Raw genomic sequence first — 22,989 nt, forward strand, 5'->3', positions numbered from 1 at the left:
CGCCGTGGACGGTGTCTGACCCGCTGACCTCCATGAGGGCGTCCGAGGGCGGGCAGGCCGGCTCAGATGTGCACTTCGCCACCGTCACCGGCGCGCACCGAGGAGTTGAGGATCACCGATGCGCCGTCGTTGAGCAGCGGCAGCGCCTTCTGCACCGGGAACAACGTGCCCCGGACGTTGACGCCGAAGGTCTCGTCGAAGTGCTCCTCGGCGACCTGCTCCAGCGTCGCGAACGACGCGGCGGCAACAACGATTCATAGGTCGGTCTCGGCGGCGGACAGGACGCGTGCGGCTTCGCGTACGGCGGCGAGGTTCTTCTTGCCCTGCCGTGACCCGGCCAGCTTGGCCTTGATGTGGTCCCGGACCGTGATCGGTTCGTAGGCCAGCCCGGAGGCGTCCTGGTGACTGGCCAGCGTCTCGATGACGGCTTCCGGGTTGCCGTCGTGGAAGAAGGCGGCTGAGCGGCGGCGTTTGATCGTGCCGTCCACGATGGGGGGCTTGACGCGGTGCAGGGTCGACATCCATCGGTCGTTGGTGAGGCGGGCCGTGAGGTCGCCGAGGTTGACCAGCAGGGCGCCGTCGGCCGGCGCGACATCGTGCCAGCGTTCGTCCTGGCCGAGGACCTGGAGGCCGGCGACCTGGTCGGCCCACAGGACGGTGACGATCCCGAAGTCGGTGTGCTCCCCCATACCGACGAGGTCGCCGTCAAGGGTGATCGTTCCTTGCGGCAGGGCGTAGTTGTTCATGCGCAGCACGTCGATGGAGTGGTCGGTGAGCCGGTCGAAGAACTCGGGATCCAGGTGGAGGGCGTCGGCGAAGATCCGGGTGAGCGTGCGTGCGACCCGGCCGGCGTGGTCGAAGTAGGCCTGGACGGCGTCGGTGAAACCGCCGATCTCGGGCCACACGTTGATCCCGTAGTCCTCCTCGGACAGCTCCAGCGAGGCGAAGGAGCGTGCCTCAACGCCGACGTTGAAGGCCTCGAAGAAGTCGTTCATGCGGGCGGCCGACTCGACGCCGAGGCTCAGGCTCAGGGATTCGCTCTTGGGCGGGCTGTAGCCGCGGTTGGCGCCCGTGACACGGTAGGTCTTCTTCGTCTCGAGGGGCAGGCCGAAGAAGGCGTCCATCGCCGAGGCCAGGCCGGCGATCGCCGAGTCCGGGATCGCGTGGCCCAGGATCTGGATGAAGCCCACGCGGGAGCAGGCATCGTCGATCTCCTGTGCGATCCTGCGGCGCTCCGCTTCGGGCCCTGCCTGCATGTAGGGGGATATGTCGACGGCCGGAACGGTGAAATGCTCAAGCGCTCGTTTCATGCCCGGGCCTCCCGTACGACGGCCGTCCCCGCCCGGAGCGCGGCGACGGGATCGGCCGCCTCGTCCAGCTCGATGAGTACGATGCCGGCGCCGGGCGTGCGGGACATCGCCTGGGCCCACGCCCGCCAGTCGACGATGCCCGTGCCCAGTTCGGTCATGTAGGGCTGCTGCTGAGCGAAGACCGTTTCGTCGATGGTGAGTTCGACGTCGATGGGCTTGACCGCGTCCTTCCAGTGCGCCAGTGCGATGCGCTGGGTGTGGCGGCGCGCGACGGCGACGGGGTCACCTCCCCCGAGCGCGATGTGGCAGGAATCGGGGCACAGCCACACGTAGCGGGGATCGGTCATCATCATGAACAGGTCGATGTCCCTCTCGTACCAGAGGGTGCTGTTGGACTCCGTGTGGAAGGCGAGCTTCACACCCTGCTGAGCGACGGCCTCGCCGACCACGTGGGCGATGTCGGCCATCCGGGTCATGTACGCGGCGTCGACGAAGAAGGGCGGGCGGGTCCCGAACGTCGTCCGCATGGGCAGTCCGGCGACGAGGAGGTCCGCGCCCACGTCGGCGAGGAAGGCGGCGTGTCGCTCGGCCTCGGCGACGATCGCGGGCAGGTTCTCGCCGCGCCGCCAGTCGGGTGATGCGCTCGCGGCCATGAAGGCGCTCACGACGGACAGGCCCCGGGCCTGGAGTTCGCGGCGGAACGACGGCGCGTCGCCGAAGGCCCGCAGGGCCGAGTCGATGTCGCCGGGCGCGAAGGTCAGCTCGATGCCGCTGACACCGGCCTCGGCCAGCGCGTCCAGCACCCGCTCCCAGAAACGGTCAGGGTTCTTGACGGCCCAGTCGCGGAAGGCGTCGGCGGAGTCGAGCCCCCAGAATTTCGGGTGATAGAAGGTGATGATGTCGGTGGCGAAGCACGGTTCGGTGGTGTCGTGCGGCGTCATTCGGCACCTCCGCGGGCGTTGTAGACGGTGACGCCGCCGGCGTCGACGGCCTGGCGGTAGTCGCGGAACACGGCGAGCGCCTCCTCTCGCAGGACGTCCCGGGTGACCTTGATGCCGCGCGCTTCGAACTGCTCGGCCCAGTCCGCGCCGAGCGGGCCCTCGTCGAACGTGGTGATCTCCTCCAGTTCCGGGCCCTCGCCGGCGACCACGAGTGCGCGTATGCCGGACCACATGGCCGCGCCGTAACACTGAATGCACGGACGCCAGTTCACGACCAGCTCGTGCGCGGGCAACCCGTCGCCGCCGAGGTCCCAGCCGCCGACCGCCGTCTGGGCGAGTCCGAGCGCGACCACCTCGGCGTGTGCGCTGGAGACTCCGGAGGCGAGCACGACGTTCACGCCGACCGAGACGATCCGGCCGGAGTCCTGCTCGGCGACGAGTGCGGCGAACGGTCCGCCGTTGCCCTCGCGCCAGTTGCGGTCGGCGAGGCGGTGTACGAGGCGCATCCGGTCGGTGCGGTCAGGGATGAAGGCCGGCACGGCAGCCAGTTCGTCGCCGATCCACGCGGGCAGCGCCACGCGGTATTCCGTGGGGATGTCGATCACAGTCGTGCTTCCTCTCGGTGTGCGGCGGGTGCCGCGTGTCGTTCGGCGACGGCGCGGGCGGCCCGTACGGCGGTCACCGCGCCGGTCAAGGTGACATTGGCGGCCATCGCGGTGGGGATCACGCCGTTGCCGGCGAGGTAGAGGTTGTCGAAGCCCCACACCCGGCCGTCCGGGCCGCACACGCTGGTGCCGTCGTCGGCCAGGCCGGCCCGGACGGTGCCGGTCTGGTGCAGCGACGAGCCGGGCGGCAGCAGCGCACGCTCGGTCGCCGGGTCGAAGGAGCCGAACTCCTCGGCGATCGACCGGACGTCGTCGAGCGCGCGGCCGATCAGCGTGCGGTCGGCGTCGGAGTAGCCGAACTCGACGGTGATCCGCGGCATTCCGGCGAGGTCGGTCTGCGTTTCCGAGAACAGGAGCCGGTTGTCGGGGCGTGACTCGACGGGGACGTACAGCGACAAGCCCACGGAGTGGGCGAGGGGGTGGCCGTTCTCGTCCACGTACGTGCGGTCCATGATCTGCCCGTGGAACGGCTGTGCCGCTCCGTTCTGGGGCAGCCAGAGCGAGTCCGTGCTGAACTCGCCGGGGCGCGGCAGGGGCAGGGCGTCGAGGCCGATGCCGAACCGGTCGAGGTCGAGGAGCACCCGGGCGGTGACGAACGCGTGCTCGTTGAGATAGCGGCCCAGTGCCGCGGGCCGGATGCCCGAGGCGAACAGCAGTTGCGGGGTGCGCAGCGCGTCGGCGCACACCACGACGGCGTCCGCCAGGAGCTTCCCCTCGGTTCCGTCGGCGATGCGGCGCAGCCGGGCCCCGGCGACCCGGCCGTCGGAGAGGAGGAGCGTCGTAGCGAGCATGCCGGTCGTCAAGGTGAACCCGGGGTCCCCGCCTGTCGCGATCGCGGGGAAGATCGTCCCCGGCGCGGTGCGCGGCATGGGACCCGATGCCGTCGCGGTGACGGCCATGGGCATCGGCTGCGGTCGCCGGTCGCCCGGCCCGACGCCGTCGAAGCGCCGGCGCAGGACGTCGAGCACGATCCGGCCGACCTCGGTCGGGCCGATCGCGGACGGCGTGACCGCGAGCAACCGGCGGGCGGTGTCCAGGTCCGCCGCCCAGCGATCCGGGTCGCCGAAGTCGAACGCCTCCTCTCCGGCGGGCCACGGCGTCGCGGCGGTCCAGTGCACGCCCATGCCGCCCGCGTTCCACGCGAGCGCGGTCGCCGGCATCGCCTCGGCGTCCTGGCCGAAAGCGAGCGCGTGGAACATGCCGGGCGTCAGGTCGGTGAGGCTGCCGGCGACCTCGCGCACCACGTCGGCGCCTGTGTACATGCCCTGGATGCCGGTGGCGACTTGTTCGTTGTAGCGCGACCAGAGGACCGGGTCGTCGAGGTCGTGCAGGTGCAGGCCGGGGGCCTCGCCGATCGCGGTGCCGCCGTCGACCATGGTGATCTTCAACGCCGGATCGGCCTCTCGTAGTAGTCGGGCCACGACAGATCCCATGATGCCGCTGCCCACGATGAGGACATCGGTGCGGGAGGTGTCGGTCACGGTGAGACTCCCTGTCTTGTGCCACGAGTGATGGTGAGGCGCGGGTGCTCCGTGCCCGTTCACGCGCGCGGGGTGAGTGGGCCGAACAGTTCGGTGTCCATGCGGTCGAGGGCCAGCTTGACGGCGCCGATGAGCGGGGCGTCGCGGCCCAGGACGGTGGCGCGCAACTCGACCGCGGGGGTGCGAGCCTCGCGCAGCGCCGCGCGCACCCGGGGCAGCAGCACGTCGGCCGCGTCTTCCAGGCCGCCGCCGAGCACGATGAGGGACGGTGCGATGGTCCACGACAAGGTGGTGAGGATCGAGGCGATGTTCTCCACGAGTTCGTCGACCTCCGCGAGCGCGGTCGTATCGCCGGCCCGAGCGGCGGCGAAGCGGTCGAGCGCGACCCTGCGTTCGGCCGGTTCCGGTGAGGTCAGCATGGCCACCGGACGGTGCTCAACCGAGGCTGTCGGTATCGACCGTGCTTCGATGATCTCACCCGCGGCGCCGTCCAGACCGCGGTGCACGGCTCCGCGGATGAGGATGCCGAGGCCCGTGCGGTTCCCGAGGATCGCCCATACGACGTTGTCGTGGTCTCCGGCCACGCCCCGCCAGCGCTCCGCGAGCGCACCGAGGTTGGTGTCGTTGTCCGCGAACCAGGGCACCTGGATCCTTCGCTTGAGTTCTCCAGGCAGGTGCACGCCTTCCCAACGCGTCGTGTGCACCAGGCGCCGTACGATCCCGTGGTCGTCGATCGCGCCACCGCTGGCGACCGCGCCGGCGCGCAGCCGGTCCGTCGACCCGCCGGCGTCGTCGAGCGCCTCCAGCACCAGCGCCGCGGCGTCGTCGAGCGTGACGTGCGGATCCTGGTAGGCGCGCAGCAGCCGGTGCGCCCGGCCGACGATGCGGCCGCGCACGTCGGCGATGACCGCGGACACGTCCGAGGTGGTGATGCACACGGCTGCGAGCAGCGCGTGTTCGGCCCGTAGTTCGTAGCGGCGGGCGGGACGCCCGGCGTTGCCGCTGGTCGGCACGCGGTCCAGCTCGGTCACCCAGCCCGCCTCCACGAGCGAGTCCATGATGAGCTCGAGGGTGCGGCGGGACAGGCCGGTCTGCTCGGCGAGCGCGGCCAGTGTCATCGGCCCGGCCGACACGGCGAGTGCCCGGAGGGTGACCGAGGTGTTGACGCGCCGGACGGCGCTCTGGTTCATCCCGGGCATCAGCACGTCTCCGCCGCCGGGAACTTCGCCCGTGCCACGGGGTCGAACACGCCCGTGGTGTCGGACGCGAGCGCTGCGCCGGGCCGGCCGTATTCGCGCGCCGGGTCGGCGAGCGCGCCGGTCGCCCGTGCCCAGGTCGGCTCCTGGCCGCGTACGAACCCGGTCAGATCGGCATGCATCAGCGTGGCCAGTTCGGCGGGCGGGTTCGGTCCGAGCGCCTGGGCGACGCCGGGTGCGTCGAGCACGTCGAAGAAGAACGGGAGGTCGACGCAGTGCGCGGCGCCGCCGAGCACGGGGGAGGGCCATTCGAAGGAGTACAGCCAGGTGCCGGCGAGGGCTTGGCGGCGGGCGGCCGCCGTGCGCGCGCAGGCGGAGCGGAACAGGGTGTCCGTCACGCGGGTGCCCGCCGCGCGGGCGGCGGCTGTGGCCTCCGGCCCGGCCCCGCTGTCGAACTCGTCCCCCGTCGCGCCGAGCAGCACAGGGACATCGTGCCCATGGACGGTGAGTCCGTCGGCTATGGGCACCGGCAGGATGTCGTCGCCGGCGCACGGTACGAGCACCGGCGCGTCGTCGCCCCGCTCGCTCCGCAGGTCAAGGACGGCCTGCTGGATCTGCTCCACGGTGCGGCTGCCGAATCCGGTGCGCGTCGGCGGCACGCCGAGCCTGTGCCCGAGCCGTTCGAGGAGCTCGCGTGCGGCGCCCGTGCCTACGTTGAAGAGGGCGCCGGACAGGCTGACCGCGCGGTGGAAGCGGCCGCTGCCCGCGGGTGAGGAGAGCAGCGCGAGCACCGCCGCGCCACCGGCCGACTGGCCGGCGATGGTGACCCGGTCAGGGTCGCCACCGAAAGCGGCGATGTTCTCCTGTACCCAGTCCAGGGCGAGCAGCAGGTCGCGTAGCCCGAGGTTGGGGAGGACGTCGTCCAGCGGGGCGAATCCGTCGACACCCAGCCGGTAGCCGACGGTGACGCAGACGACGCCGTCACGGGTGAAGGCGCGGCCGTCGTACCACGGGCTGGCCGGGCTCCCGGCCAGGAAAGCGCCGCCGTGGATCCACACCAGGACGGGGAAGGGCCTGCGGTCGTCGTCGCTGTCGTCATCTGGGGCCGGGGCGACGACGCCGACGTTGAGCACGTCGTCGCCTGGTATCGACGGCTCCGGGATGGTCGTCGTGGCGTACAGCGGCACCCGCTGCGCGGTGGCACCGTGCCGGGACGCGTCGAACGGCTCCGGGAACCGGCCACGGGGGACCGGCGGGGCGAACCGCCGGGCACCGACGGGGGCTTCGGCGTAGGGGATGCCGAGGAAGCGCCGCACCCGGCCGCTGCGACGGCCGATGATCGTGCCTGCGGGAGCATGTACGGTGACCGGCTCGCCGGGCGCGTCGAGGGAGTCCATCCGATCATCCAACACCGGTCACCGCATTCCCGTTCCGGCGATGCCCTGAACGAAGTAACGCTGCAGGAACAGGAAGAGCACCAGCACGGGCAGCATCACGACGATCGCACCCGCGAGCTGCAGCCCGTAGTCGGTGACGTGCGACGCGGCCTGGCTGGTGGCGGCCAGACCCACCGGCAGCGTGTAACTGGACATGCTCTGAGCGACGATGAGCGGCCAGATGAAGTTGTTCCACGAGGTGAGAAACGACATGATCGTGATCGTCGCCACAGCGGGGCCGGCCAACGGCAGGAAGATCCGGAAGAAGATCCGGAACTCGCCGGCACCGTCGATGCGGGCCGCTTCGAGCAGGTCGCTGGGGATCGACATCGCGTACTGCCGCATGATGAAGACCGACAGGGGCATCGCCACGCTCGGCAGGGCGATGCCGGCGAGGGTGTCCGCCAGACCCAGGTCGACCGTGATCACGAACTGCGTGACGAACACCGCGGTGAACGGCACCATCAGCGCCGCCATGACGGCGCCGAACGCGAGCCGCTTGCCCGCGAAGTCGAGCTTGGCGAGCGCGTAGCCGGCGGCTGACGCGGCCACGATGTTGCCGGCCACCACCATGATCGCGACCATGATGCTGTTGGCCATGAACCCGCCGAAGCCCTCGGTGGCGAACAGCCGGGTGAAGTTGTCGAGGGTGACGTCGTGCGGAAGCCAGGCGCCGGGATCGGAGCGGATCTCGTCGAGGCTGCGGAGCGAGCCGCTGATCACCCAGACGAAGGGAAGCATGGTGAGCAACGCGCACAGCGCCAGCGCGCCGTACAGCAGGGGCGAGGTGACGGACCGGCGGCGCACGGCGACCCGGTCGCTGATCATTTCGGTGTCCCGCACCGTGGCGACGGTGCTCATGCGCGGGGCCTCAGCAGCCGGAACTGGACGATGCTGACCAGCAGCACGAGCACGAGCATCACGAAGGACGCGGCCGAGGACATCCCGAACTCGCCGGAGCCGAACTGGTGGTAGGTGTACAGCGCAACCGATTCCGTGGAACCCAGCGGGCCGCCGTTCGTCAGCAGGTACGGCTCGTCGAACACCTGGAGGTAGAAGACGGTCAGCAGCACCGACACCATGAGCGTGGTGGGCAGCAGCAGCGGCAGGGTGATGTGCCTCAGCTGCCGCCACCGGCCGGCCCCGTCGATGGAGGCGGCCTCGTACACGTCCTGAGGAACCGCTTGCAGACCGGCGAGGAACAGCACCATCGCGGTGCCGAAGTTGCGCCAGACGCCGAGCAGGATGACCACGGGCATGGCCAGATTCGGGTCGTCCAGCCAGTTCGGTCCGGCGAAGCCGACGGCGCCGAGCACCTTGTTGACGGTGCCGTTGGCGTTGAAGGCGTACTGCCAGATCAGGGCGACCGCCACGATGTTCGTGACGACCGGGGCGAAGAAGACGATGCGGAAGGTGCGGCGCAGGCGCCGGATGCCCATGTTGAGCGCGAAGGCCAGCGCGAACCCGATCCCCATGGTCAGCGGCACACCGACCCCGACGAAAAGGGCGGTGGTGAGGATGTCCCGCAGGAAGCTTTCGTCCTGGAACAGGCGGAAATAGTTCTCCAGCCCGGTGAAGTCGACGGCGAACGGATTGCGCAGATCCGTGCCCCGCAGGTCGGTGAGGCTGAACCCGAGCGCCGCGACGGTGGGGATCGCCGTGTAGAGCAGGAACACGACAGTGAACGGTGCGAGGAACAGCCAGGCGACGGCCGTTCGGCGGGAGCCCCGGGATCGACGCGCCGTGCGCGCCGCCCCCGGGACGGCGGTGGGGGTCATCCGGTGATCACCTCGTGCCTGTGCCGAGGCTCTCGGCGTACGCCTGGATGCTGGCGGCGGCCTTCTCGGCGCTCTGCTTGCCCTTGGCCACCGTTTCCATCTCCTTGCCCAGCCGGGTCGCGACCTGCTGCCAGGTGCTCGCCCGCGGGAACGACCGGGTGTTCTTCAGCTGGGTCAAGAAGGCGTCAAGGAGCGGCTGGTCCTTGATGGCCGGGTCGTCCCAGGCGGACACGACGGCCGGCAGCGAGCTGTACGCCTTGTACTGCGCGACCTGGGTGCTCGGCTGCGAGATGTGCCGGATGAGCTTCCACGACGCGGCCGCGTTGCCGCTGGTGGCGAGCACGCCCCAGCTGCCGCCCGCGGAGAAGGAGACGCTGCCCGACGGCCCGGCCGGCAGCGGTGCGGTCGCGACATGTGACGCCGTCCAGCCGGTCTTCTTCGCGGCGGTGTCGAGCTGACCGATCACCCACGGGCCTGTGATCATGGAGGCGGTCTTGCCGGCGACGAAGTACGGCTGCGAGTCGAGGAACCCGGGCCCGCTGGTGTCGGCGACGCCCGAGGTGAAGAACGACGCGTTGAACTTCAGCGCTTCGACCATCGCCGGTGTGTCGAGCGTCCATTTGCCGTCGGAGGAGAGCAGTGAGCCGCCCGCCTGCCAGGCGTACATCGCGACGTCCTGGCCGTTGAAGATGTCCCAGCCGATGTCGGCCCCGAGGCCGTGCCCGGCACCGGCGCCCTGGAGCGCCTTGAGGAACGGCACCAGTTCCTCCCACGTGGCCGGCGCCTTGACGCCCGCCTTCTTCGCCAGGTCGGAGCGGTAGACGAGCGCATAGGTGTAGGCGTACCAGGGCACCGTGTAGGCGACGCCCTTCACCACGCCCGCGTCCCAGAGGCTCTTGAAGAAGGCGCCGGGGTCGATGAGGTCGTCCGGAACAGGCTGGAGGATCGACGGACTGAGGAACTGCGCCTGCGACTCGGGGAAGAACTGGGCGACATCGGGTCCATTTCCCGCCGCGATCGCCGACTGGAGCTTGGTGTAGTACTCGGCGTTCGGGATCAGCGTGAGCTTCACGGTGAGGTCGCGGTTGGCGGCCTTGAAGGGCTCGATGACCTTCTCGAGCACGTCGGCATCGCCCTGGGCGGCCCAGACATTGACGGTGCCGGTGGCAGCGGACGCGTCGATGGGCTTGGCAGTGCCTGTGGACGCGGCGGTGTCATTGCTGCGTCCGCAGCCCGCCAGGGCAAGGGTGCAGGTGAGAGCTATGCCGGCGGTCAGCCGTAGGGCACCGCGTCGGGGGAGGTTGGACACTGGGGGCTCCTGTCACATGAAGGCGCTGACCATGGTGAGGCGATTTTCGGCGAAAGTAGCGTTTTTGATCAGACGGATCCGATGGCGCCTATGCAGCTGTTACGGACGGTATGTACGGCGTGTTTCGGCTGCACGGCGGACTCGTCACGGAACAATTTCGGAACTTGTAGCAAAATCCGTTCGCTACTCTCAGTAGCGAGCGTGATCGGCTCGCCATCCTGGTCGACCCCGGGGGTGGCGGGTGATGGGACGGTGGATGACGCGCGCTGCAGTCACACAGAGCGACAGATGGAACGGCAGCCCCGGCTCATGCCAACGGCCGAACGGTTTGCCGAGCTGTTCACGCAGCACGGGCCAGGGCTGAAGCGCTCACTCAGGGCTTTCCCAGGGTGGCCGGTTTCGGTGGTCAGGCGGGGATCTCGGCGGTGGCGGTCAGGACCGCGCGGCCGAGGATGTGGCCGGCGATGGTGAAGCCGAGGTAGGCAGGGGTGGCCTCGGCCGGGACGCCGATGGTCTCGACGTCGAGGGCGTGCACCACGATGAAGTAGCGGTGCGGGCCGTGCCCTGCCGGCGGGGCCGCGCCGATGAAGCGTGCCATGCGGGCGTCGTTGGGCAGCTGATAGGCGCCCTCGGGAAGGCCCGAGCCAGTCTCGTCGCCAGCGCCCTCAGGCAGCTCGGTGACAGTGGCGGGGATGTCGGCCACGGCCCAGTGCCAGAACCCGGAGCCAGTCGGCGCGTCCGGGTCGTACACGGTCACGGCATAGCTCTTCGTCTCTTCTGGGGCGCCGCTCCACGACAGGTGCGGGGAGACGTCCTTGCCGCCCGGGATGCCGAAGGCACCGGACATCTGCTCAGCGGGCCAGGGGGCGCCGTCGGTCAGCGTGGTGCTGGTGACGATGAAGGAGGGGACGTCGGGAAGACGGGCAAAGGGGTCGTTGGCGCTCATCGCATTGTTCCTTCACGGAGATGGCGGGACACAATCGACCATAACACAGATAATCGATTATCTTTGGAATCGTCTATGCTGTGGGCATGACGCAGATGGCCGGCACATCGACGAAGCAGATGCTCTCCGAACGTGTCCACGCCCGGCTCCGGGAAGCGATCATGAGGGGCGAGTACGCCCCGAGCGAAGCACTCAAGCCGCAGGAGCTCGCCCAGCAACACCAGGTCAGCCTGGCGGTCGTCCGCGAGGCTCTGGTGCGGCTGGTCGGCGAGGGCATCGCGGTGCGGCTGCCCAACCGCGGCTTCGCGGTCCCCGACTTCTCCGATCGACGCTGGCAGGAGATCGCCGAGGCACGCCGCACCATCGAACCGGTCATGCTGCGCATGGCGATCGAGCGCGGTGACCTCGACTGGGAAGCACGGGTGCGCGCGGCCCACCACCGGCTGGCCCGCACCCCGGCGTACGTGCCGGACGAGGGCGAGTACTACAGCAGCGCGTGGTCCGAAGCCCACCGCGTCTTCCACCGGACGCTGCTGGAGGGATGCGGCAACCCGGTGCTGCTGGACACCTCCGACAGGCTGTGGACGGCCAGCGAACTGGCCCGCCGCTGGTCGGCCCGCCGCAGACCCGACCGCGACGGCGCCGCCGAACACCGCCGGCTGGAGGAGGCGGCCCTGGCCCGCGACGCCGACACCGCCGCCGACGTGCTGGCCCAGCACCTGACTCTGACCGCCGCCGGCCTGACCCCCTGCACCTAAGGATTGTGACGCCTCCGCTCGCGGCGCCCGCCCGTGAGGCTCACGGCCGCCAGTCCTGCGGCGGCGCGGTCCGGTTCCACGCTGCCGCACTCGATGAGGCTGAATCCGCCGATCTGGTCCTTGGTCTCGGCGAACGGGCCGTCGGTCGGCGATCTCCTCGGGCACGTCGGACTCGTCGAGCCCGATCATGAGCGGGTGCTTCATCGGCACTCCTCGAGCGGGAAGTGCGTGCAGACTGCCGCCGTCAGCCGCCGATGGTCGCGTGGAGGGCTTCGTCGAGCCGTTCGTAGCCTTCCGACACCCCACGTGCCATCGGGGAGGCGATCACCAGGTCGCGCGCCTGCCGGGAGTCGAACAGGTGGGTCGTGGTGAGCGTGGTCGTGCCGTCCTGCTCGGTGAAGTCGTGGCCGACCAGCGCTTGGCCGGGGTACCAGTGGTCGTCGAACGACTCGGTGTAGGACAACCGGGAGGGTGTGACGATCTCGCGGTAGAGGCCGCCTGCGGCCATGGTCGCGCCGCCGGGCCCCTGCCAGGCGAACCGCCAGGCGCCGCCCACGCGCAGGTCGATCCGGGCCTCCACGATGGTCCAGCCGTGGGCGCCGTACCAGCGGGAGACCAGCTCCGGCCGGGTCCAGGCGGCGAACACCAGGTGGGCGGGGGCGCCGAACGTGCGTGTCATGACGATCGCGCGGTCCGACGGCGTCGCGACCGTCACGGCCGCGCTCACGGCCGCCACCGCGGATCGCGTCCGATGAAGGCGAGCAGCTTGTCCTGCGGGGAGGCGTCCTGTCCGACCGTCACCTGCGGGCCGAACACCTCGATGCCCGGCCCGAACGCGCCCGGCGTGCGGAACTTCTCGATGAGCTCGGCGGGCAGCGCCGTCATGGCCGACCAGGCCCGCTCCACGTCGCCGGGATCGATCGTGTCGTCCTGCGACGTGGCGCGGGCCAGATCCCAGCCGTGCAGCGGGAAGTCGTCGCTGACGACCTGGTCGATGTGCTGCTGCGCGGGCATCGGGCCGGTGGGCGTGTCGCAGGGCAGGGTGGCGAGCGAGGGATCGGTCAAGATCGCCTCGACGTCGGCGCGGGCGGCGCGGAACGCCGCCACCGGGTCGTCGTCGACCGTGGGCGCCGGGCTGAGCGAACGGCCCAAGGGGCGCAGCATCGCGGCATGCATGTCGACGATGTGCCGGACCACGTCCCTGGCGGTCCACTTCGCGCACGGGGACGGGTTCGACCACTGGTCGGGGCGGACGGACACGACCTTGCGTTCGAAGGCGTCGGCCCGGCGCCGGTAGCGGTCAGCGATCTCACTGCTCACGGACATCTCTTTCCTTCAGCTCGTCCAGCAGGGTGTCGAGGCTCTGGTAGCGGTCCTGCCAGAAGCTCCGGTAGCCCTCCAGCCAGTCGGTGGCCTGTTTGAGGGCGTCGGCGCGCAGCCGGCAGGGCCGTCGTTGCCGGTCCCGGCCGCGCGAGATCAGGCCCGCGCGCTCCAGGACCTTGAGATGCTTGGAGATCGCCGGCTGGGTCATGGCGAACGGCGCCGCCAGCTCCGTCACCGTGGCCTCCCCCTCCTTGAGCCGGGCCAGGATCGCCCGGCGCGTCGGATCGGCGAGCGCCGCGAAGGTGGCGTCCAGGGTTGTCTCCACCACGTCCATAGCCAATGGTTAATATAACCAGCCGGTATGTCAAGGGGTGTGTTCTGGGCTAGCATCGGATCATGGGCAGGCCCGTGTACCTGGCCGCCGCCGTCCAAGTGGCGGCGCCGCCGGAGCGAGTGTTCGCGTTGATCACCGACTGGCCGCGGCACCGGGAGTGGATGACCCTGACCACCGCCCGCCAGGCCGGCCCCGGCGCGATCGAGGCCTACACCGGGGTGCGGCCGTTCGGCTTCCTCGACACGATGACGATCACCCATTGGCAGCCGCCCGCGCTGGTGCGGGTGGAGCACACCGGCCGGGTCGTGCGCGGCCGGGGCGCCATCCGGGTCCGTCCGCGTGCGGGCGGCAGCCGGGTCATCTGGGCCGAGGAGCTGTGGCTGCCGTTCGGGCCGCTGGGCCGCGCCGTGTGGCCGATCGTCCGCCTGGTCGGCGCCGCGTTCGCCTGCCGTTCCCTGCGCAGACTCGCCGTACTGGCCGAGCGCGGCGGTGGCCGGCCGAGCTCGACCTGATGGCCCAGCTCGCGGGTCTACGTGCGGCCCTGCTCTTTTCTTTCCGGCCCTTCTCGGGCCTGCCGTCGGGCGGGCCGTTCGGCTGCGGGCGCCGCTCTTGGCGCTCGTCGGGGACCGAGCCCGGGCTGCGGTCCGACCCTCGTACGCCGGCAGGCCGTCAGGGCGTGCCGGCGTACGTCGTCTGGCCGTGGCCGGCGTGGCGGGCGACCGCGGCCGCGAACGCCGAGATCACCGGGTGCGGCCGCCGCCCGTCGCCGGCCAGCTCCGGCTGGAACAGCGTGCCGAGGAAGAACGGGTGGCCGGGCAGTTCGGCCGCCCGCACCGCGCCGTCGTCGGCGGCGTGACCGGAGAACACCAGCCCGCCCGCCGCCAGCGTCTGCGTGTAAGACTCGTTGAGCCCGTAGGAGCACACGTAGGCCTCCATGGTGGCAGGCGTGCCCATGATCTGCTCGATGAGCGTGCCGGGCGTCAGCCGTACCAGGTTCTCGTGGCCGGCCAGCGAGCACGCCAGCGGCGTGAGCAGGAAGTCGCGGGCGCCCGGCTCGTTCTCGGCGTGCGCCACGTCCAGCCCGCACACGTGCCGCGCGAACTCCAGCAGCATGTGCTGGAACCCGGCGCACGTGCCCAAGAGCGGGATCTGCTCCTCGCGGGCGACGCGCGCGGCCTCCACCGCGCCCGCCTCGTCGCGGTACGGGCTGCCGGGCAGGATCCAGATGCCGTCGAAGGCGTCCAGCCCGGCCACGTCGGTGGTGGGGATCCAGTACGGGTCGAGCGCGATGCCGTCGCGCTCACGCAGCGCCTCCATCAGCAGCGGGATGCGGGTGTGCGAGCGGACGCTGGGGGAGCGGTCCCCGACGAGGGCGATTCTCATGCCCCTATGGTGGCCGCCCGCTTCAGTTAAGCGCCAACGATGAAATCTGCATCTGCTATAAGCAACGCTGATGGATCCTCATTTGCTGACGACGTTCGTCACCGTCGCCCGGCACGGCTCGTTCTCCGCGGCCGCCGCCGAGCTCGGCTACACGCAGTCGGCGATCTCCCAGCAGGTCGCCGCGCTCGAGGCGGACCTGGGGCTGGCATTGCTGAGCCGCCGCCCGGTGGAGCCGACCCCTGCGGGCCGGCGGCTGCTGGAGCACGCCGGGCCGCTGCTGCTGCGGCTGCGTGCGGCCCGCGCCGATGTGCTGCGCGCCGCGGCCGCACCCAGGCACCGGCTGCGCCTGGCCGCCACACCGCTGGCCGTCAACGCGGTCCTGGCCGGCCGCCTGGCCCGGGCGCGCGCCGCTCAGCCGCGGCTGGAGGTGACGCTGGTGACGTGCGGGCGCGAGCACGTCGGCGCCCTGGTGGCCGAAGGGGAGGCGGATCTGGGGCTGGCCGACGGCATCGCCGCGCCCAGCGATCCGCTGCGGCTGCCCGACACCGGTCCGATGACGACCGTGGGGGTGAGCGAGGAGGAGCTGGTGGTGGCGTTGCCCGCCGATCACCCCCTGGCGGGGCGGGCGGCCCTGCGGCTGGGCGACCTGGTGGACGCGCGCTGGCTGCAGACGGACCTGTGCCCGCTGGCGCGGCTGCGGGATCTGGTGGGGGAGGGGTTCCCGGTCGCGCTGGAGTACCGGGGCGACGACGTGCACACGGTGGTCAACCTCGTGGCCGCCGGCCACGGCCTGACCCTCCTGCCTGCCTCCGCATTGCCCGGACGGGCGCCCGAGCCATCGGGCTCCGTGGTGGCGCCGACGGCGTGCGGCGTGCCGTTGGCCTGGCCGCGTCTGGTGCACCGGGTCGAGCTGCTGCATGGCGCGCTGCCTCCTGGCTCGGCCGCCGACCTGGGCCGGGCGCTGTCGAGCTGACGGCGATCCGCGCGCCGGCCGAGTCGGCGGCTGTCCTGCGCGCGCTACCGGCCCGGTTTCCGTGAAGGGTTTCTGAGGGCGAAATCGAGAGTGTCCAGAGCCCACGCCCAGGAGGCGTCGGCGTCGCGCGGGGTGTGGCGGAAGCCGCCCGCCATTTCCAGGCTCACATAACCGTGGAAGGTGCTGCCCAGGAAACGCACCGCGTCGGTCTGGTCCGGCTCCGGCAGGTCGTAGCCGCGCAGGATCGCCCGCATCATCTCCGTGTGCCGGCGCCCCGCACTGGTGGCCGCGGTCTCCGGGTCGAGCTCGAACCGGGCGGCGGCGTACCGGCCCGGGTGCTGCTTGGCGTAGTCGCGGTAGGCGTTGGCGAAGGCCACCAGCGCATCCTTGCCCGCACGCCCGGCCAGCGCGGCGGCGGCCACATCGGCCAGCTCCTCCAGGGCCAGCAGCGCCACCCGCACCTTCAGCTCTCGCGCATTCCGGATGTGGGCGTACAGGCTCGGGTCCTTGACACCCAGCCTGCGGGCGACCGCCGAGCCGGTCAGCTTGTCGAAGCCAATCTCGTCGGCCAGCTCCGCCGCTGTCCGGGTGAGCCGTTCGCCGGTGATGCCCTCGCGTGCCACGGGACCTCCGATCGATTTTCTAATCAAATAAGGGATTTGCCTAATTATATTAGGGAAGCTAGCCTCGCGGAACATGGAACCCCTCACAGAGAGCGATGTCCGCAGGTCCTTCGTCAACTGCTCCAAGGGCGAGGCCAAGCGCCTGGGCGTCCCCCGCGACCTCGATGAGCAGCCCTGGGACCACCTCGACTTCCTCGGATGGCGAGATCCTGGCGCACCGGAACGCGGCTACCTGGTCGCCGAACGCGACGGCGGTCTGGTCGGGATCGCGCTCCGGGCGGCCCCGGGGACCTCTCGCGGCTTCACCTCGCGCAGCATGTGCTCGCTGTGCCTGACCACCCACACCAGCGGCGGCGTGGCGCTGATGACCGCACGCCGCACCGGCGAGGCCGGACGCCACGGCAACACGGTCGGGCAGTACGTATGCAGCGATCTGGCCTGTTCCCTCTACACCCGGGGCAAGAAGCAGCCGGCTGCCGGGGGAGACCTTGACGAGACTCTCTCCGTGGAGGAGAAGATCGCCCGCACTCAGGTCAACCTGACAGCCTTCATCGACAAAGTGATCAAGTAACGGCCTTCTGAGGCGGGGTCGTGTCAGCGGCCGTGTCAGCACGGCAACAGCCCGATATCAGAGCGGTCGGCGATCGTGGATGCCATGAACGGCTCAGCGACTGCGTCCTCGCGCCGCACGGCCATTGCAACGCATCCTTCGCGAGATGAGGAATAGCCATGGGTGAATCCCTCCACACCGTCACGTCGATGCCGACGGCGCGTCAGCTCGGCTGCCCCTTCGACCCGCCCAAGGAGCTGATCGAGGCCCGCGAGCACGGCCCGATCAGCCGATTCCCCTTCCCTAGCGGGCACCAGGGCTGGCTGGTCACCGGCTACGACCTGGTCCGGTCGGTCCTGGCCGATCCGCGGTTCAGCTCGCGCAGGGAGCTCATGCGCCACCACCCGCTGATCGACTACGGCGACATCGAGGTCCCTCCGGCGCCGCCCGGCGAGTTCCTGCTCATGGACGAGCCTCAGCACGGCCGGTACCGGAAACCGCTGGTGGGCAAGTTCACCGTCCGGCGGATGCGGCTGCTCACCGAGCGGGTCGAGCAGATCACCGCCGAGCACCTGGACGCCATGGAGAAGGCCGGGCCGCCGGCGGACCTGGTGACCGCGTTCGCCAAGCCGATCCCCGCCATCGTGATCTGTGAGCTGCTGGGGGTGCCGGATGAAGACCGGGGCTTCTTCCAGGAGAACATCGACAAGTTCCTCGGCGGGGAGGTCGGCGACGAGGAGCTGATGGCGGCCTACACCGCGACGCAGCAGTACCTCGCCGAGCTGGTGGTGGCCAAGCGCGCGAACCCCACCGACGACGTGCTCAGCGACCTGCTCGACGGCGACCTGACCGACGAGGAGTTGCAGGGGATGGCCCTGATCCTGCTGTCGGCCGGGTTCGACACCACCGCGAACATGCTGGCGCTGGGCACCTTCGCGCTGCTGCAGAACCCGGAGCAGCTCGCCAGTCTGCGCGCCGAGCCTGCGCTCACCGACCAGGCCGTGGAAGAGCTGCTGCGGTATCTGAGCGTCGCCAAGCAGTTCCAAAGGGTCGCGCTGGAGGACGTCGAGCTGGGCGGCCACACCATCACGGCCGGTACGACGGTCATCCTGTCCCTCAACACCGCCAACCGCGACCCCGAACGCTTCACCGACCCCCACGTGCTCGACCTGCGCAGGCAGGACGGCGGTCACCTGGCCTTCAGCCACGGCATCCACCAGTGCCTGGGCCAGCAGCTCGCCCGCGTCGAGATGCGCGTTGCGCTCCCCGCACTGATCGACCGCTTCCCCACGCTGCGCCTGGCCGTACCGGCCGACGAGGTTGCGCTCCGTCCGGAGACCGCGGACATCTACGGGGTGAAGAGCCTCCCGGTCACCTGGGACGTGTAACGGGTGCTGATCGGCGGTGATCGGCCGCCATGATTGCCTCCGTATGCATGGGTGATGGCGTCAGGACGAAGCGCACGGCCCGCGCTTCGTCCTGACGCCTCAGCTACGCGCTGAGCTCGAGGCGCGCACGCCGGCCGAGCGCGGCCCCGGCCCGCGGCGGGAGCGGGCCAGAGCCAGCCCGCCGAGGACCATGGCGATCAGCCCGACCACCAGCGCCATGAAGCCGCCGACTATTCCGTAGCCGGTGCCGGGGCCACCGTCGGCGGCGGCCACAACGAGCCCGCCGATGACCGCGCCGGCCAGCCCCGCCACGAGCGCCACGATGGCCCCCCTTCGCCCGTTGCCGGTGCCGATCCGACCGGCGGAGCGGGCCAGGGCCAGCCCGCCGATGACCACGCCGGCCAGTCCCAGCAGCGCGGCCACCACGGACCAGAGACGCCCGGCGGTCAAGGTGTAGGCACTGACATCGGCCGCCGGGGCCATGACATGCGCGGCCGCCGGTGTGGCGAACCCGAGACCTCCCAGCAGGGCGGCTGCGACGGCGGCAACGAGGTGGCGGACGGGCATGAGGTGCTCCTTCTCTCCTGCGACTGAACCTCGCCTGAGCATGTCCGCTGGACCCACCGCCGATCGTCCCCCGGAGGCAGGCAATTCGCGCTGCCGCCGATGCCTCACCCGCGTGCTGCGGAAGCCGCAGGAGCAGGGGAAGGTACTGCGTGCGCGGTAGGCGGCCGGTCATCCGTGCGCAGGTGTTGCCCGGGCGAACATCCGGCTAGGGTGCCGCGCATGAGCACAGGACCGTCCGGTGTCCGGGCAGGTGTCACAGACTGGGCGATCGCCGTCGGCGTGGCGGCGGCGCTGCTGGTCACCGGGCTGTCCGGTGAGCACTCGGCCACGTTCCTCGACCTGCTCGGCTACGTGCTCCTGACGGCAGGCGGCCTGGTGCTGGCCGCGCGCCGCCGGGTTCCGGTTCCCGTCCTGGCCGTCACCGGGGTGTGCGCGGTGGGTTATCAGGCCGCCGGTTTCGACGTACCGGCCGTCGCGTACCTGTTCGCGGTGTACGCAGCCGTGCGGGCGGGACACCGGACGATCACGGTGGCGGCAAGCGTGATCATGCTGGCCGTTCTGCCCCTCGCGGCCCTGGCCTCGGGCCTGCACGACACGGGCGAGGCGTTCGCGCAGGCCCGAGGCGCCCTCGAGCTGGCCTGGCTGATCGCGGCCGGCGCCGCGGGCGAAGCGCTGCGGCAGGCCGAGCGGCGGGCGGATGAGGCCGAGCGCACCCGGGAGGAGACCGCGCGGCGCCGCGCCGACGAGGAGCGGCTGCACATCGCGCGGGAGCTGCATGATTCGCTCACCCACCAGATCTCGATCATCAAGCTGCAGGCCGAAGTCGCCGTCCACGTGGCCCGCAGGCGGGGTGAGCAGGTGCCGGAGACCCTGCTGGCGATCCAGGAGGCCGGACGTGAGGCGGCCCGGGAGCTGCGCGCGACCCTGGAGGCGCTGCGCGAGGACGACACGCATCCGCCGCGTGGGCTCGACCACGTTGCGGAGCTGGTGGAACGGGCTCGGTCGACCGGCCTGGACGCGACGCTGACGATCGGGGGGCAACGACACGACGTGCCGGCCGCGGTGGACCGGACCGTCTACCGGATCGTTCAGGAGTCCCTCACCAACATCGCCCGTCACGCCGCGGCCGCGACGGCGTCGGTCCGGATCGACTACCGTCCCGACGCCCTCGCGATCCGCATCGACGACGACGGCAAGGCCACGCCGGACGCCGCCCCGGTGCCCGGCGTGGGGCTGCTCGGGATGCGCGAGCGCGTCACCGCCCTCGGCGGTCGCCTGCGGGCGGCACCGCGCGGCGAGGGCGGCTTCACCGTCCAAGCCGAACTTCCCGTGGACCGGACGTCGTGATCCGCGTCCTGCTGGTCGACGACCAGCCGCTCCTTCGCAGTGGATTCCGGGCGCTCCTCGACCTCGAGGACGACATCGAGGTGGTGGCCGAGGCCGCCGACGGGAAGGAGGGCCTGGCCCTGGTCAAGGAACACCTGCCCGACGTCGCGCTCATCGACATCCAGATGCCGGTCGTGGACGGCATCGAGGCGACCCGGCGCATCGCCGCGGACCCGGCGCTGGCCGGGGTGCACGTCGTCATCCTGACCAACTACGGCTTGGACGAATACGTCTTCAACGCGCTGCGCGCCGGCGCGGCCGGATTCCTCGTCAAAGACATCGTGCCGGAGGACTTCCTCCACGCCGTACGCGTCGCCGCGCGCGGTGACGCCCTGCTCGCACCGTCGATCACCCGCAAGCTGATCAACCGGTACGTCACCCAGCCGCTCCGCACCGGCGCCGGCACGGAGCTGAAAGAACTGACCAACCGCGAACGCGAGGCCGTCACGCTGGTCGCGCAGGGCCTGTCCAACGACCAGATCGCCGACCGCATGATGATCAGCTCACTGACCGCGAAGACCCACATCAACCGGGCCATGGCCAAGCTCCATGCCCGTGACCGTGCCCAGCTCGTGGTCCTCGCCTACGAATCGGGCCTGGTAGTCCCACGCACCTCCTGACCTCCCCGGTAGGGCTAGCCGGCGAGGGTGTGGAGCATGCGCTTGATCTCCCTCTCCGCGGTCTCCGTGGTCAGGCCGAGCCCGTTGAGCGCGGCCACGACCGCCCCATCGCCGAGGGCCAGCAGGCCGAGCAGAATGTGCTCGGTGCCGACATAGTTGTGGCCGAGCCGCAGCGCCTCGCGCAGCGTCAGCTCCAGGGCCTTCCTGGTCTGCGGGGCGAGCGGCAGCAGGTCGGGCGCGGCCTGGCCGCCGGGGCGCAGCATGGCCTTCATGACGTCCTTGACCTGGTCCAGCGGCGCGCCGAGCGTCACCATGGCCTTGGCCGCCAGCGCCTCCGGCTCGTGCAACAGACCGAGAACGAGGTGCTCCGGCTCGACGGTCTCGCTGCCGGCCTCCCTGGCCTCCTTCTCCGCCGCCACGACCGCGTTGCGGGCACGAGAGGTGAAGCGGCCGTAGGAGGCCAGCTCCGCGGCCAGCCCTCCCTCCTTGAGCACGAACCGCTTCTGGGCTGCCTGCTTGGTGACGCCCATGCTGCGGCCGATCTCGGTCCAGGAGGCGCCGGAATGGCGGGCCTGGTCGACGAAGTGGCCGATGAGGTGATCGGCCACTTCGCCGAGGTGCTCACCCAGCGTCACGGCGTCGGAGAGCTGCTCCAGGGGGTCGCTGCCGGGGTGCCGGCTCTTGATCGCGTTGATGAGGTCGTCGAGGCGTACGGTCTGATCCATACGTCAACCATAGGTTGACGAAAGAGAATCGTCAACCTCAGGTTGACGATTGTGGGCGGTTACCCGAGCGTGGCGTCGTGTCGTCCGCGGCGGCCGGCCACGTGACCGGTCAGCCGCTCCCAGTTGCCGGACCCGATCGCGGCCTTCTCCTCCGCGGTGAACGGCGCGCGCTCCAGGAAAGACCGGGCGACCCCGCCACTGGTGTCCAGAAAGGGAAAGCCGCCGGGCCGCGTCCCGAAGGTGTACGGATAGTCGGTCGAGTACAACATGCGGCCGGTCCCGACCACCTCCGCCGTCCACCGCAGGTAGCGCTCGCTCACCGTGCCGCTGCCGGCCACCCAGAAGTTCTGGCGGAAGTAGTCGGCCAGGGGCCGCTCCAGCTTCGCCGCGTTCTGCAGGATTCCGATGTGGTCCAGGTAGAACAGGACGACCTCGCCCCAGTGCCCCGCGATCACCTGCAGATCGGGATGACGGTCGAACACGCCGGAGAAGATCATCCGCAGATACTGGACGCCGAGGTCGTAGTACCAGCCCAGTCCGGCTGTCGCGAGCATGGGGCCCACTCCGTTGGGCAGTCCTGAGTAATACGCCTCCTGAACCGCCTGCACCGGGGTCTGCGGGTGGAAGTGCAGCGGCACGCGGAGCCGCTCGGCGGTGGCATAGAGGTCGTCGAACTCCGGCGCGTCGGCCGGCTTGGCGCCAGTGCGCCCGTACACCATCGCGCCGCGAAAGCCGAGCTGCGTGACGGCGCGCTCCAGCTCCTCGGCGGCGGCCTCGGGGGACGGCGTCGGGATGGCCGCGAGCGCCTGGAACCGGTCCGCGTTCGCGTCGACGATCGCGGCGAGCGCGTCATTGGCGTCCCGTGCGACGCTCACGGCGTCCGCCGCCTCGAGGTTTTGCACGCCCGGTGTGGCCAGCGACAGCACCGCCACGTCCAGGCCCTGATCGTCCATGTCTGCCAGGCGCTGGTCGCCGGTCTCTCGTAGCCGCCGCGCGAACGGCTCGTCGCCGTAACCGAGCTGCGGGATCCGCGGGACCCCGGCCTTCGCCCACGCATCGAGCAGGACTGGCAGAACCACGTGTTCTTCGAGACCTACGATGCGCACCTTCTCTGACATGCCATACTCCTTCTGTTTCCGTCGATTCCTCTTCGACGGTATCACAGATAACATCAACGGAAACATGTTGGCGCTATCGTTGATTCGTCAGAAGAATCCAACACATATAGCTCTGACCTGCGATCGTCCTCCACGCCGTGTCAGACATATAGTAAGAAGTCATCTAATGACTTAATATC

At 70.5% G+C, this 22,989-nt stretch carries 25 protein-coding genes and 1 pseudogene; 7 read left to right on the forward strand and 19 right to left on the reverse strand.

Annotation, left to right across the window (positions count from 1 at the left end; translation table 11 throughout):
• Positions 1-254: 254 nt before the first annotated feature.
• From OHA25_RS38280 to OHA25_RS38325, 10 genes are all read right to left on the reverse strand, one after another.
• On the reverse strand, positions 255-1,310 hold the full coding sequence (locus OHA25_RS38280) for an isopenicillin N synthase family dioxygenase (protein WP_327581792.1): 1,056 nt from the start codon (positions 1,308-1,310) through the stop codon (positions 255-257).
• Positions 1,307-2,251, reverse strand: coding sequence for a sugar phosphate isomerase/epimerase family protein (locus OHA25_RS38285; protein ID WP_327581793.1), 945 nt, complete (start codon positions 2,249-2,251; stop codon positions 1,307-1,309). Before OHA25_RS38285 ends, OHA25_RS38280 begins: the two co-directional genes overlap by 4 nt.
• Positions 2,248-2,856 (reverse strand): hypothetical protein, encoded by a 609-nt coding sequence (locus tag OHA25_RS38290; protein ID WP_327581794.1) that lies wholly within the window; start codon positions 2,854-2,856, stop codon positions 2,248-2,250. The genes OHA25_RS38285 and OHA25_RS38290 overlap by 4 nt, the downstream gene beginning before the upstream one ends.
• On the reverse strand, positions 2,853-4,397 hold the full coding sequence (locus OHA25_RS38295; protein ID WP_327581795.1) for a GMC oxidoreductase: 1,545 nt from the start codon (positions 4,395-4,397) through the stop codon (positions 2,853-2,855). The genes OHA25_RS38290 and OHA25_RS38295 overlap by 4 nt, the downstream gene beginning before the upstream one ends.
• 59 nt (positions 4,398-4,456) lie before the next feature.
• Positions 4,457-5,596 (reverse strand): ROK family transcriptional regulator, encoded by a 1,140-nt coding sequence (locus OHA25_RS38300; RefSeq protein WP_327581796.1) that lies wholly within the window; start codon positions 5,594-5,596, stop codon positions 4,457-4,459.
• Positions 5,596-6,990: a carboxylesterase family protein gene (locus tag OHA25_RS38305; protein WP_327581797.1), complete on the reverse strand. Its 1,395-nt coding sequence runs from the start codon at positions 6,988-6,990 to the stop codon at positions 5,596-5,598. Before OHA25_RS38305 ends, OHA25_RS38300 begins: the two co-directional genes overlap by 1 nt.
• Before the next feature lie 18 nt (positions 6,991-7,008).
• Complete coding sequence (locus tag OHA25_RS38310) at positions 7,009-7,890, reverse strand: carbohydrate ABC transporter permease (protein WP_327581798.1); 882 nt, start codon at positions 7,888-7,890, stop codon at positions 7,009-7,011.
• Positions 7,887-8,807 carry a carbohydrate ABC transporter permease gene (locus OHA25_RS38315; protein ID WP_327581799.1) on the reverse strand — a complete coding sequence of 307 codons (921 nt, stop codon included), beginning with the start codon at positions 8,805-8,807 and terminating at the stop codon, positions 7,887-7,889. Before OHA25_RS38315 ends, OHA25_RS38310 begins: the two co-directional genes overlap by 4 nt.
• Positions 8,808-8,814: 7 nt before the next feature.
• Entirely contained in the window at positions 8,815-10,116 is a 1,302-nt protein-coding gene (locus OHA25_RS38320; RefSeq protein ID WP_327581800.1) for an extracellular solute-binding protein, read from the reverse strand.
• A gap of 406 nt (positions 10,117-10,522) precedes the next feature.
• Positions 10,523-11,062, reverse strand: a complete 540-nt coding sequence (locus OHA25_RS38325) for a YbhB/YbcL family Raf kinase inhibitor-like protein (RefSeq protein WP_327581801.1) — start codon at positions 11,060-11,062, stop codon at positions 10,523-10,525.
• An 86-nt stretch (positions 11,063-11,148) separates the two neighbouring features.
• Here OHA25_RS38325 and OHA25_RS38330 point away from each other — a divergent pair, with 86 nt between their 5' ends.
• Complete coding sequence (locus OHA25_RS38330; protein ID WP_327581802.1) at positions 11,149-11,820, forward strand: GntR family transcriptional regulator; 672 nt, start codon at positions 11,149-11,151, stop codon at positions 11,818-11,820.
• On the opposite strand, the pseudogene OHA25_RS61580 reads toward OHA25_RS38330, so the two are convergent.
• The 4 genes and pseudogenes from OHA25_RS61580 to OHA25_RS38345 form a co-directional block, all read right to left on the reverse strand.
• Positions 11,817-11,966 (reverse strand): annotated as a pseudogene (locus tag OHA25_RS61580) (hypothetical protein); the annotation flags it as partial. The gene OHA25_RS38330 and the pseudogene OHA25_RS61580 sit on opposite strands and share 4 nt — an antisense overlap.
• Positions 11,967-12,064: 98 nt before the next feature.
• A complete protein-coding gene (locus tag OHA25_RS38335; RefSeq protein WP_327581803.1) occupies positions 12,065-12,547 on the reverse strand; it encodes an SRPBCC domain-containing protein in 483 nt (160 codons plus the stop codon).
• Positions 12,544-13,140 (reverse strand): TIGR03086 family metal-binding protein, encoded by a 597-nt coding sequence (locus OHA25_RS38340; protein WP_327581804.1) that lies wholly within the window; start codon positions 13,138-13,140, stop codon positions 12,544-12,546. Before OHA25_RS38340 ends, OHA25_RS38335 begins: the two co-directional genes overlap by 4 nt.
• Positions 13,130-13,471 carry an ArsR/SmtB family transcription factor gene (locus tag OHA25_RS38345; RefSeq protein WP_305918654.1) on the reverse strand — a complete coding sequence of 114 codons (342 nt, stop codon included), beginning with the start codon at positions 13,469-13,471 and terminating at the stop codon, positions 13,130-13,132. The genes OHA25_RS38340 and OHA25_RS38345 overlap by 11 nt, the downstream gene beginning before the upstream one ends.
• Positions 13,472-13,539: 68 nt before the next feature.
• Between OHA25_RS38345 and OHA25_RS38350 the strand changes: the two genes are divergently transcribed.
• Positions 13,540-13,989 (forward strand): SRPBCC family protein, encoded by a 450-nt coding sequence (locus OHA25_RS38350; protein WP_327581805.1) that lies wholly within the window; start codon positions 13,540-13,542, stop codon positions 13,987-13,989.
• 157 nt (positions 13,990-14,146) lie between these two features.
• Here the strand turns inward: OHA25_RS38350 and OHA25_RS38355 are convergent, their stop codons facing one another.
• On the reverse strand, positions 14,147-14,860 hold the full coding sequence (locus tag OHA25_RS38355; RefSeq protein ID WP_327581806.1) for a CTP synthase C-terminal region-related (seleno)protein: 714 nt from the start codon (positions 14,858-14,860) through the stop codon (positions 14,147-14,149).
• Between the two features lie 70 nt (positions 14,861-14,930).
• On the opposite strand from OHA25_RS38355, the gene OHA25_RS38360 reads away from it, so the two are divergent.
• The gene (locus OHA25_RS38360; protein ID WP_327581807.1) at positions 14,931-15,833 is read left to right on the forward strand and encodes a LysR family transcriptional regulator; all 903 of its coding nucleotides are present in this window, start codon (positions 14,931-14,933) and stop codon (positions 15,831-15,833) included.
• 44 nt (positions 15,834-15,877) lie between these two features.
• Here OHA25_RS38360 and OHA25_RS38365 read toward each other — a convergent pair whose 3' ends face one another.
• On the reverse strand, positions 15,878-16,456 hold the full coding sequence (locus OHA25_RS38365) for a TetR/AcrR family transcriptional regulator (protein WP_327581808.1): 579 nt from the start codon (positions 16,454-16,456) through the stop codon (positions 15,878-15,880).
• A gap of 73 nt (positions 16,457-16,529) precedes the next feature.
• Here OHA25_RS38365 and OHA25_RS38370 point away from each other — a divergent pair, with 73 nt between their 5' ends.
• Together OHA25_RS38370 and OHA25_RS38375 are read left to right on the forward strand one after the other, a co-directional pair.
• A complete protein-coding gene (locus tag OHA25_RS38370) occupies positions 16,530-17,027 on the forward strand; it encodes an FBP domain-containing protein (protein WP_327581809.1) in 498 nt (165 codons plus the stop codon).
• A 158-nt stretch (positions 17,028-17,185) separates the two neighbouring features.
• Positions 17,186-18,394, forward strand: coding sequence for a cytochrome P450 (locus OHA25_RS38375; protein WP_327581810.1), 1,209 nt, complete (start codon positions 17,186-17,188; stop codon positions 18,392-18,394).
• A 99-nt stretch (positions 18,395-18,493) separates the two neighbouring features.
• Here the strand turns inward: OHA25_RS38375 and OHA25_RS38380 are convergent, their stop codons facing one another.
• Positions 18,494-18,961, reverse strand: a complete 468-nt coding sequence (locus tag OHA25_RS38380) for a DUF6223 family protein (protein ID WP_327581811.1) — start codon at positions 18,959-18,961, stop codon at positions 18,494-18,496.
• Between the two features lie 219 nt (positions 18,962-19,180).
• Between OHA25_RS38380 and OHA25_RS38385 the strand changes: the two genes are divergently transcribed.
• Both OHA25_RS38385 and OHA25_RS38390 read left to right on the forward strand, forming a co-directional pair.
• Positions 19,181-20,308: a sensor histidine kinase gene (locus OHA25_RS38385; RefSeq protein WP_327581812.1), complete on the forward strand. Its 1,128-nt coding sequence runs from the start codon at positions 19,181-19,183 to the stop codon at positions 20,306-20,308.
• On the forward strand, positions 20,305-20,967 hold the full coding sequence (locus OHA25_RS38390; protein WP_327581813.1) for a response regulator transcription factor: 663 nt from the start codon (positions 20,305-20,307) through the stop codon (positions 20,965-20,967). The genes OHA25_RS38385 and OHA25_RS38390 overlap by 4 nt, the downstream gene beginning before the upstream one ends.
• Positions 20,968-20,981: 14 nt before the next feature.
• Here OHA25_RS38390 and OHA25_RS38395 read toward each other — a convergent pair whose 3' ends face one another.
• Together OHA25_RS38395 and OHA25_RS38400 are read right to left on the reverse strand one after the other, a co-directional pair.
• Positions 20,982-21,692: a Clp protease N-terminal domain-containing protein gene (locus OHA25_RS38395; RefSeq protein WP_327581814.1), complete on the reverse strand. Its 711-nt coding sequence runs from the start codon at positions 21,690-21,692 to the stop codon at positions 20,982-20,984.
• A gap of 59 nt (positions 21,693-21,751) precedes the next feature.
• Positions 21,752-22,810 (reverse strand): amidohydrolase family protein, encoded by a 1,059-nt coding sequence (locus OHA25_RS38400; RefSeq protein WP_327581815.1) that lies wholly within the window; start codon positions 22,808-22,810, stop codon positions 21,752-21,754.
• Between the last annotated feature and the right edge of the window lie 179 nt (positions 22,811-22,989).

Origin of the sequence: Nonomuraea sp. NBC_00507 (assembly GCF_036013525.1) — a bacterium.
In the GTDB taxonomy this organism is placed as follows: domain Bacteria; phylum Actinomycetota; class Actinomycetes; order Streptosporangiales; family Streptosporangiaceae; genus Nonomuraea.

Bases quoted from the DNA above. Each gene is read 5' to 3' on its own strand.
- OHA25_RS38350 (WP_327581805.1), top strand. From the start codon at position 13,540: ATGGGCAGGCCCGTGTACCTGGCCGCCGCCGTCCAAGTGGCGGCGCCG.
- OHA25_RS38325 (WP_327581801.1), bottom strand. From the start codon at position 11,062: ATGAGCGCCAACGACCCCTTTGCCCGTCTTCCCGACGTCCCCTCCTTC.
- OHA25_RS38300 (WP_327581796.1), bottom strand. From the start codon at position 5,596: ATGCCCGGGATGAACCAGAGCGCCGTCCGGCGCGTCAACACCTCGGTC.
- OHA25_RS38360 (WP_327581807.1), top strand. From the start codon at position 14,931: ATGGATCCTCATTTGCTGACGACGTTCGTCACCGTCGCCCGGCACGGC.
- OHA25_RS38395 (WP_327581814.1), bottom strand. From the start codon at position 21,692: ATGGATCAGACCGTACGCCTCGACGACCTCATCAACGCGATCAAGAGC.
- OHA25_RS38310 (WP_327581798.1), bottom strand. From the start codon at position 7,890: ATGAGCACCGTCGCCACGGTGCGGGACACCGAAATGATCAGCGACCGG.
- OHA25_RS38280 (WP_327581792.1), bottom strand. From the start codon at position 1,310: ATGAAACGAGCGCTTGAGCATTTCACCGTTCCGGCCGTCGACATATCC.
- OHA25_RS38400 (WP_327581815.1), bottom strand. From the start codon at position 22,810: ATGTCAGAGAAGGTGCGCATCGTAGGTCTCGAAGAACACGTGGTTCTG.
- OHA25_RS38385 (WP_327581812.1), top strand. From the start codon at position 19,181: ATGAGCACAGGACCGTCCGGTGTCCGGGCAGGTGTCACAGACTGGGCG.
- OHA25_RS38285 (WP_327581793.1), bottom strand. From the start codon at position 2,251: ATGACGCCGCACGACACCACCGAACCGTGCTTCGCCACCGACATCATC.
- OHA25_RS38370 (WP_327581809.1), top strand. From the start codon at position 16,530: ATGGAACCCCTCACAGAGAGCGATGTCCGCAGGTCCTTCGTCAACTGC.
- OHA25_RS38330 (WP_327581802.1), top strand. From the start codon at position 11,149: ATGACGCAGATGGCCGGCACATCGACGAAGCAGATGCTCTCCGAACGT.
- OHA25_RS38355 (WP_327581806.1), bottom strand. From the start codon at position 14,860: ATGAGAATCGCCCTCGTCGGGGACCGCTCCCCCAGCGTCCGCTCGCAC.
- OHA25_RS38375 (WP_327581810.1), top strand. From the start codon at position 17,186: ATGGGTGAATCCCTCCACACCGTCACGTCGATGCCGACGGCGCGTCAG.
- OHA25_RS38380 (WP_327581811.1), bottom strand. From the start codon at position 18,961: ATGCCCGTCCGCCACCTCGTTGCCGCCGTCGCAGCCGCCCTGCTGGGA.
- OHA25_RS38315 (WP_327581799.1), bottom strand. From the start codon at position 8,807: ATGACCCCCACCGCCGTCCCGGGGGCGGCGCGCACGGCGCGTCGATCC.
- OHA25_RS38305 (WP_327581797.1), bottom strand. From the start codon at position 6,990: ATGGACTCCCTCGACGCGCCCGGCGAGCCGGTCACCGTACATGCTCCC.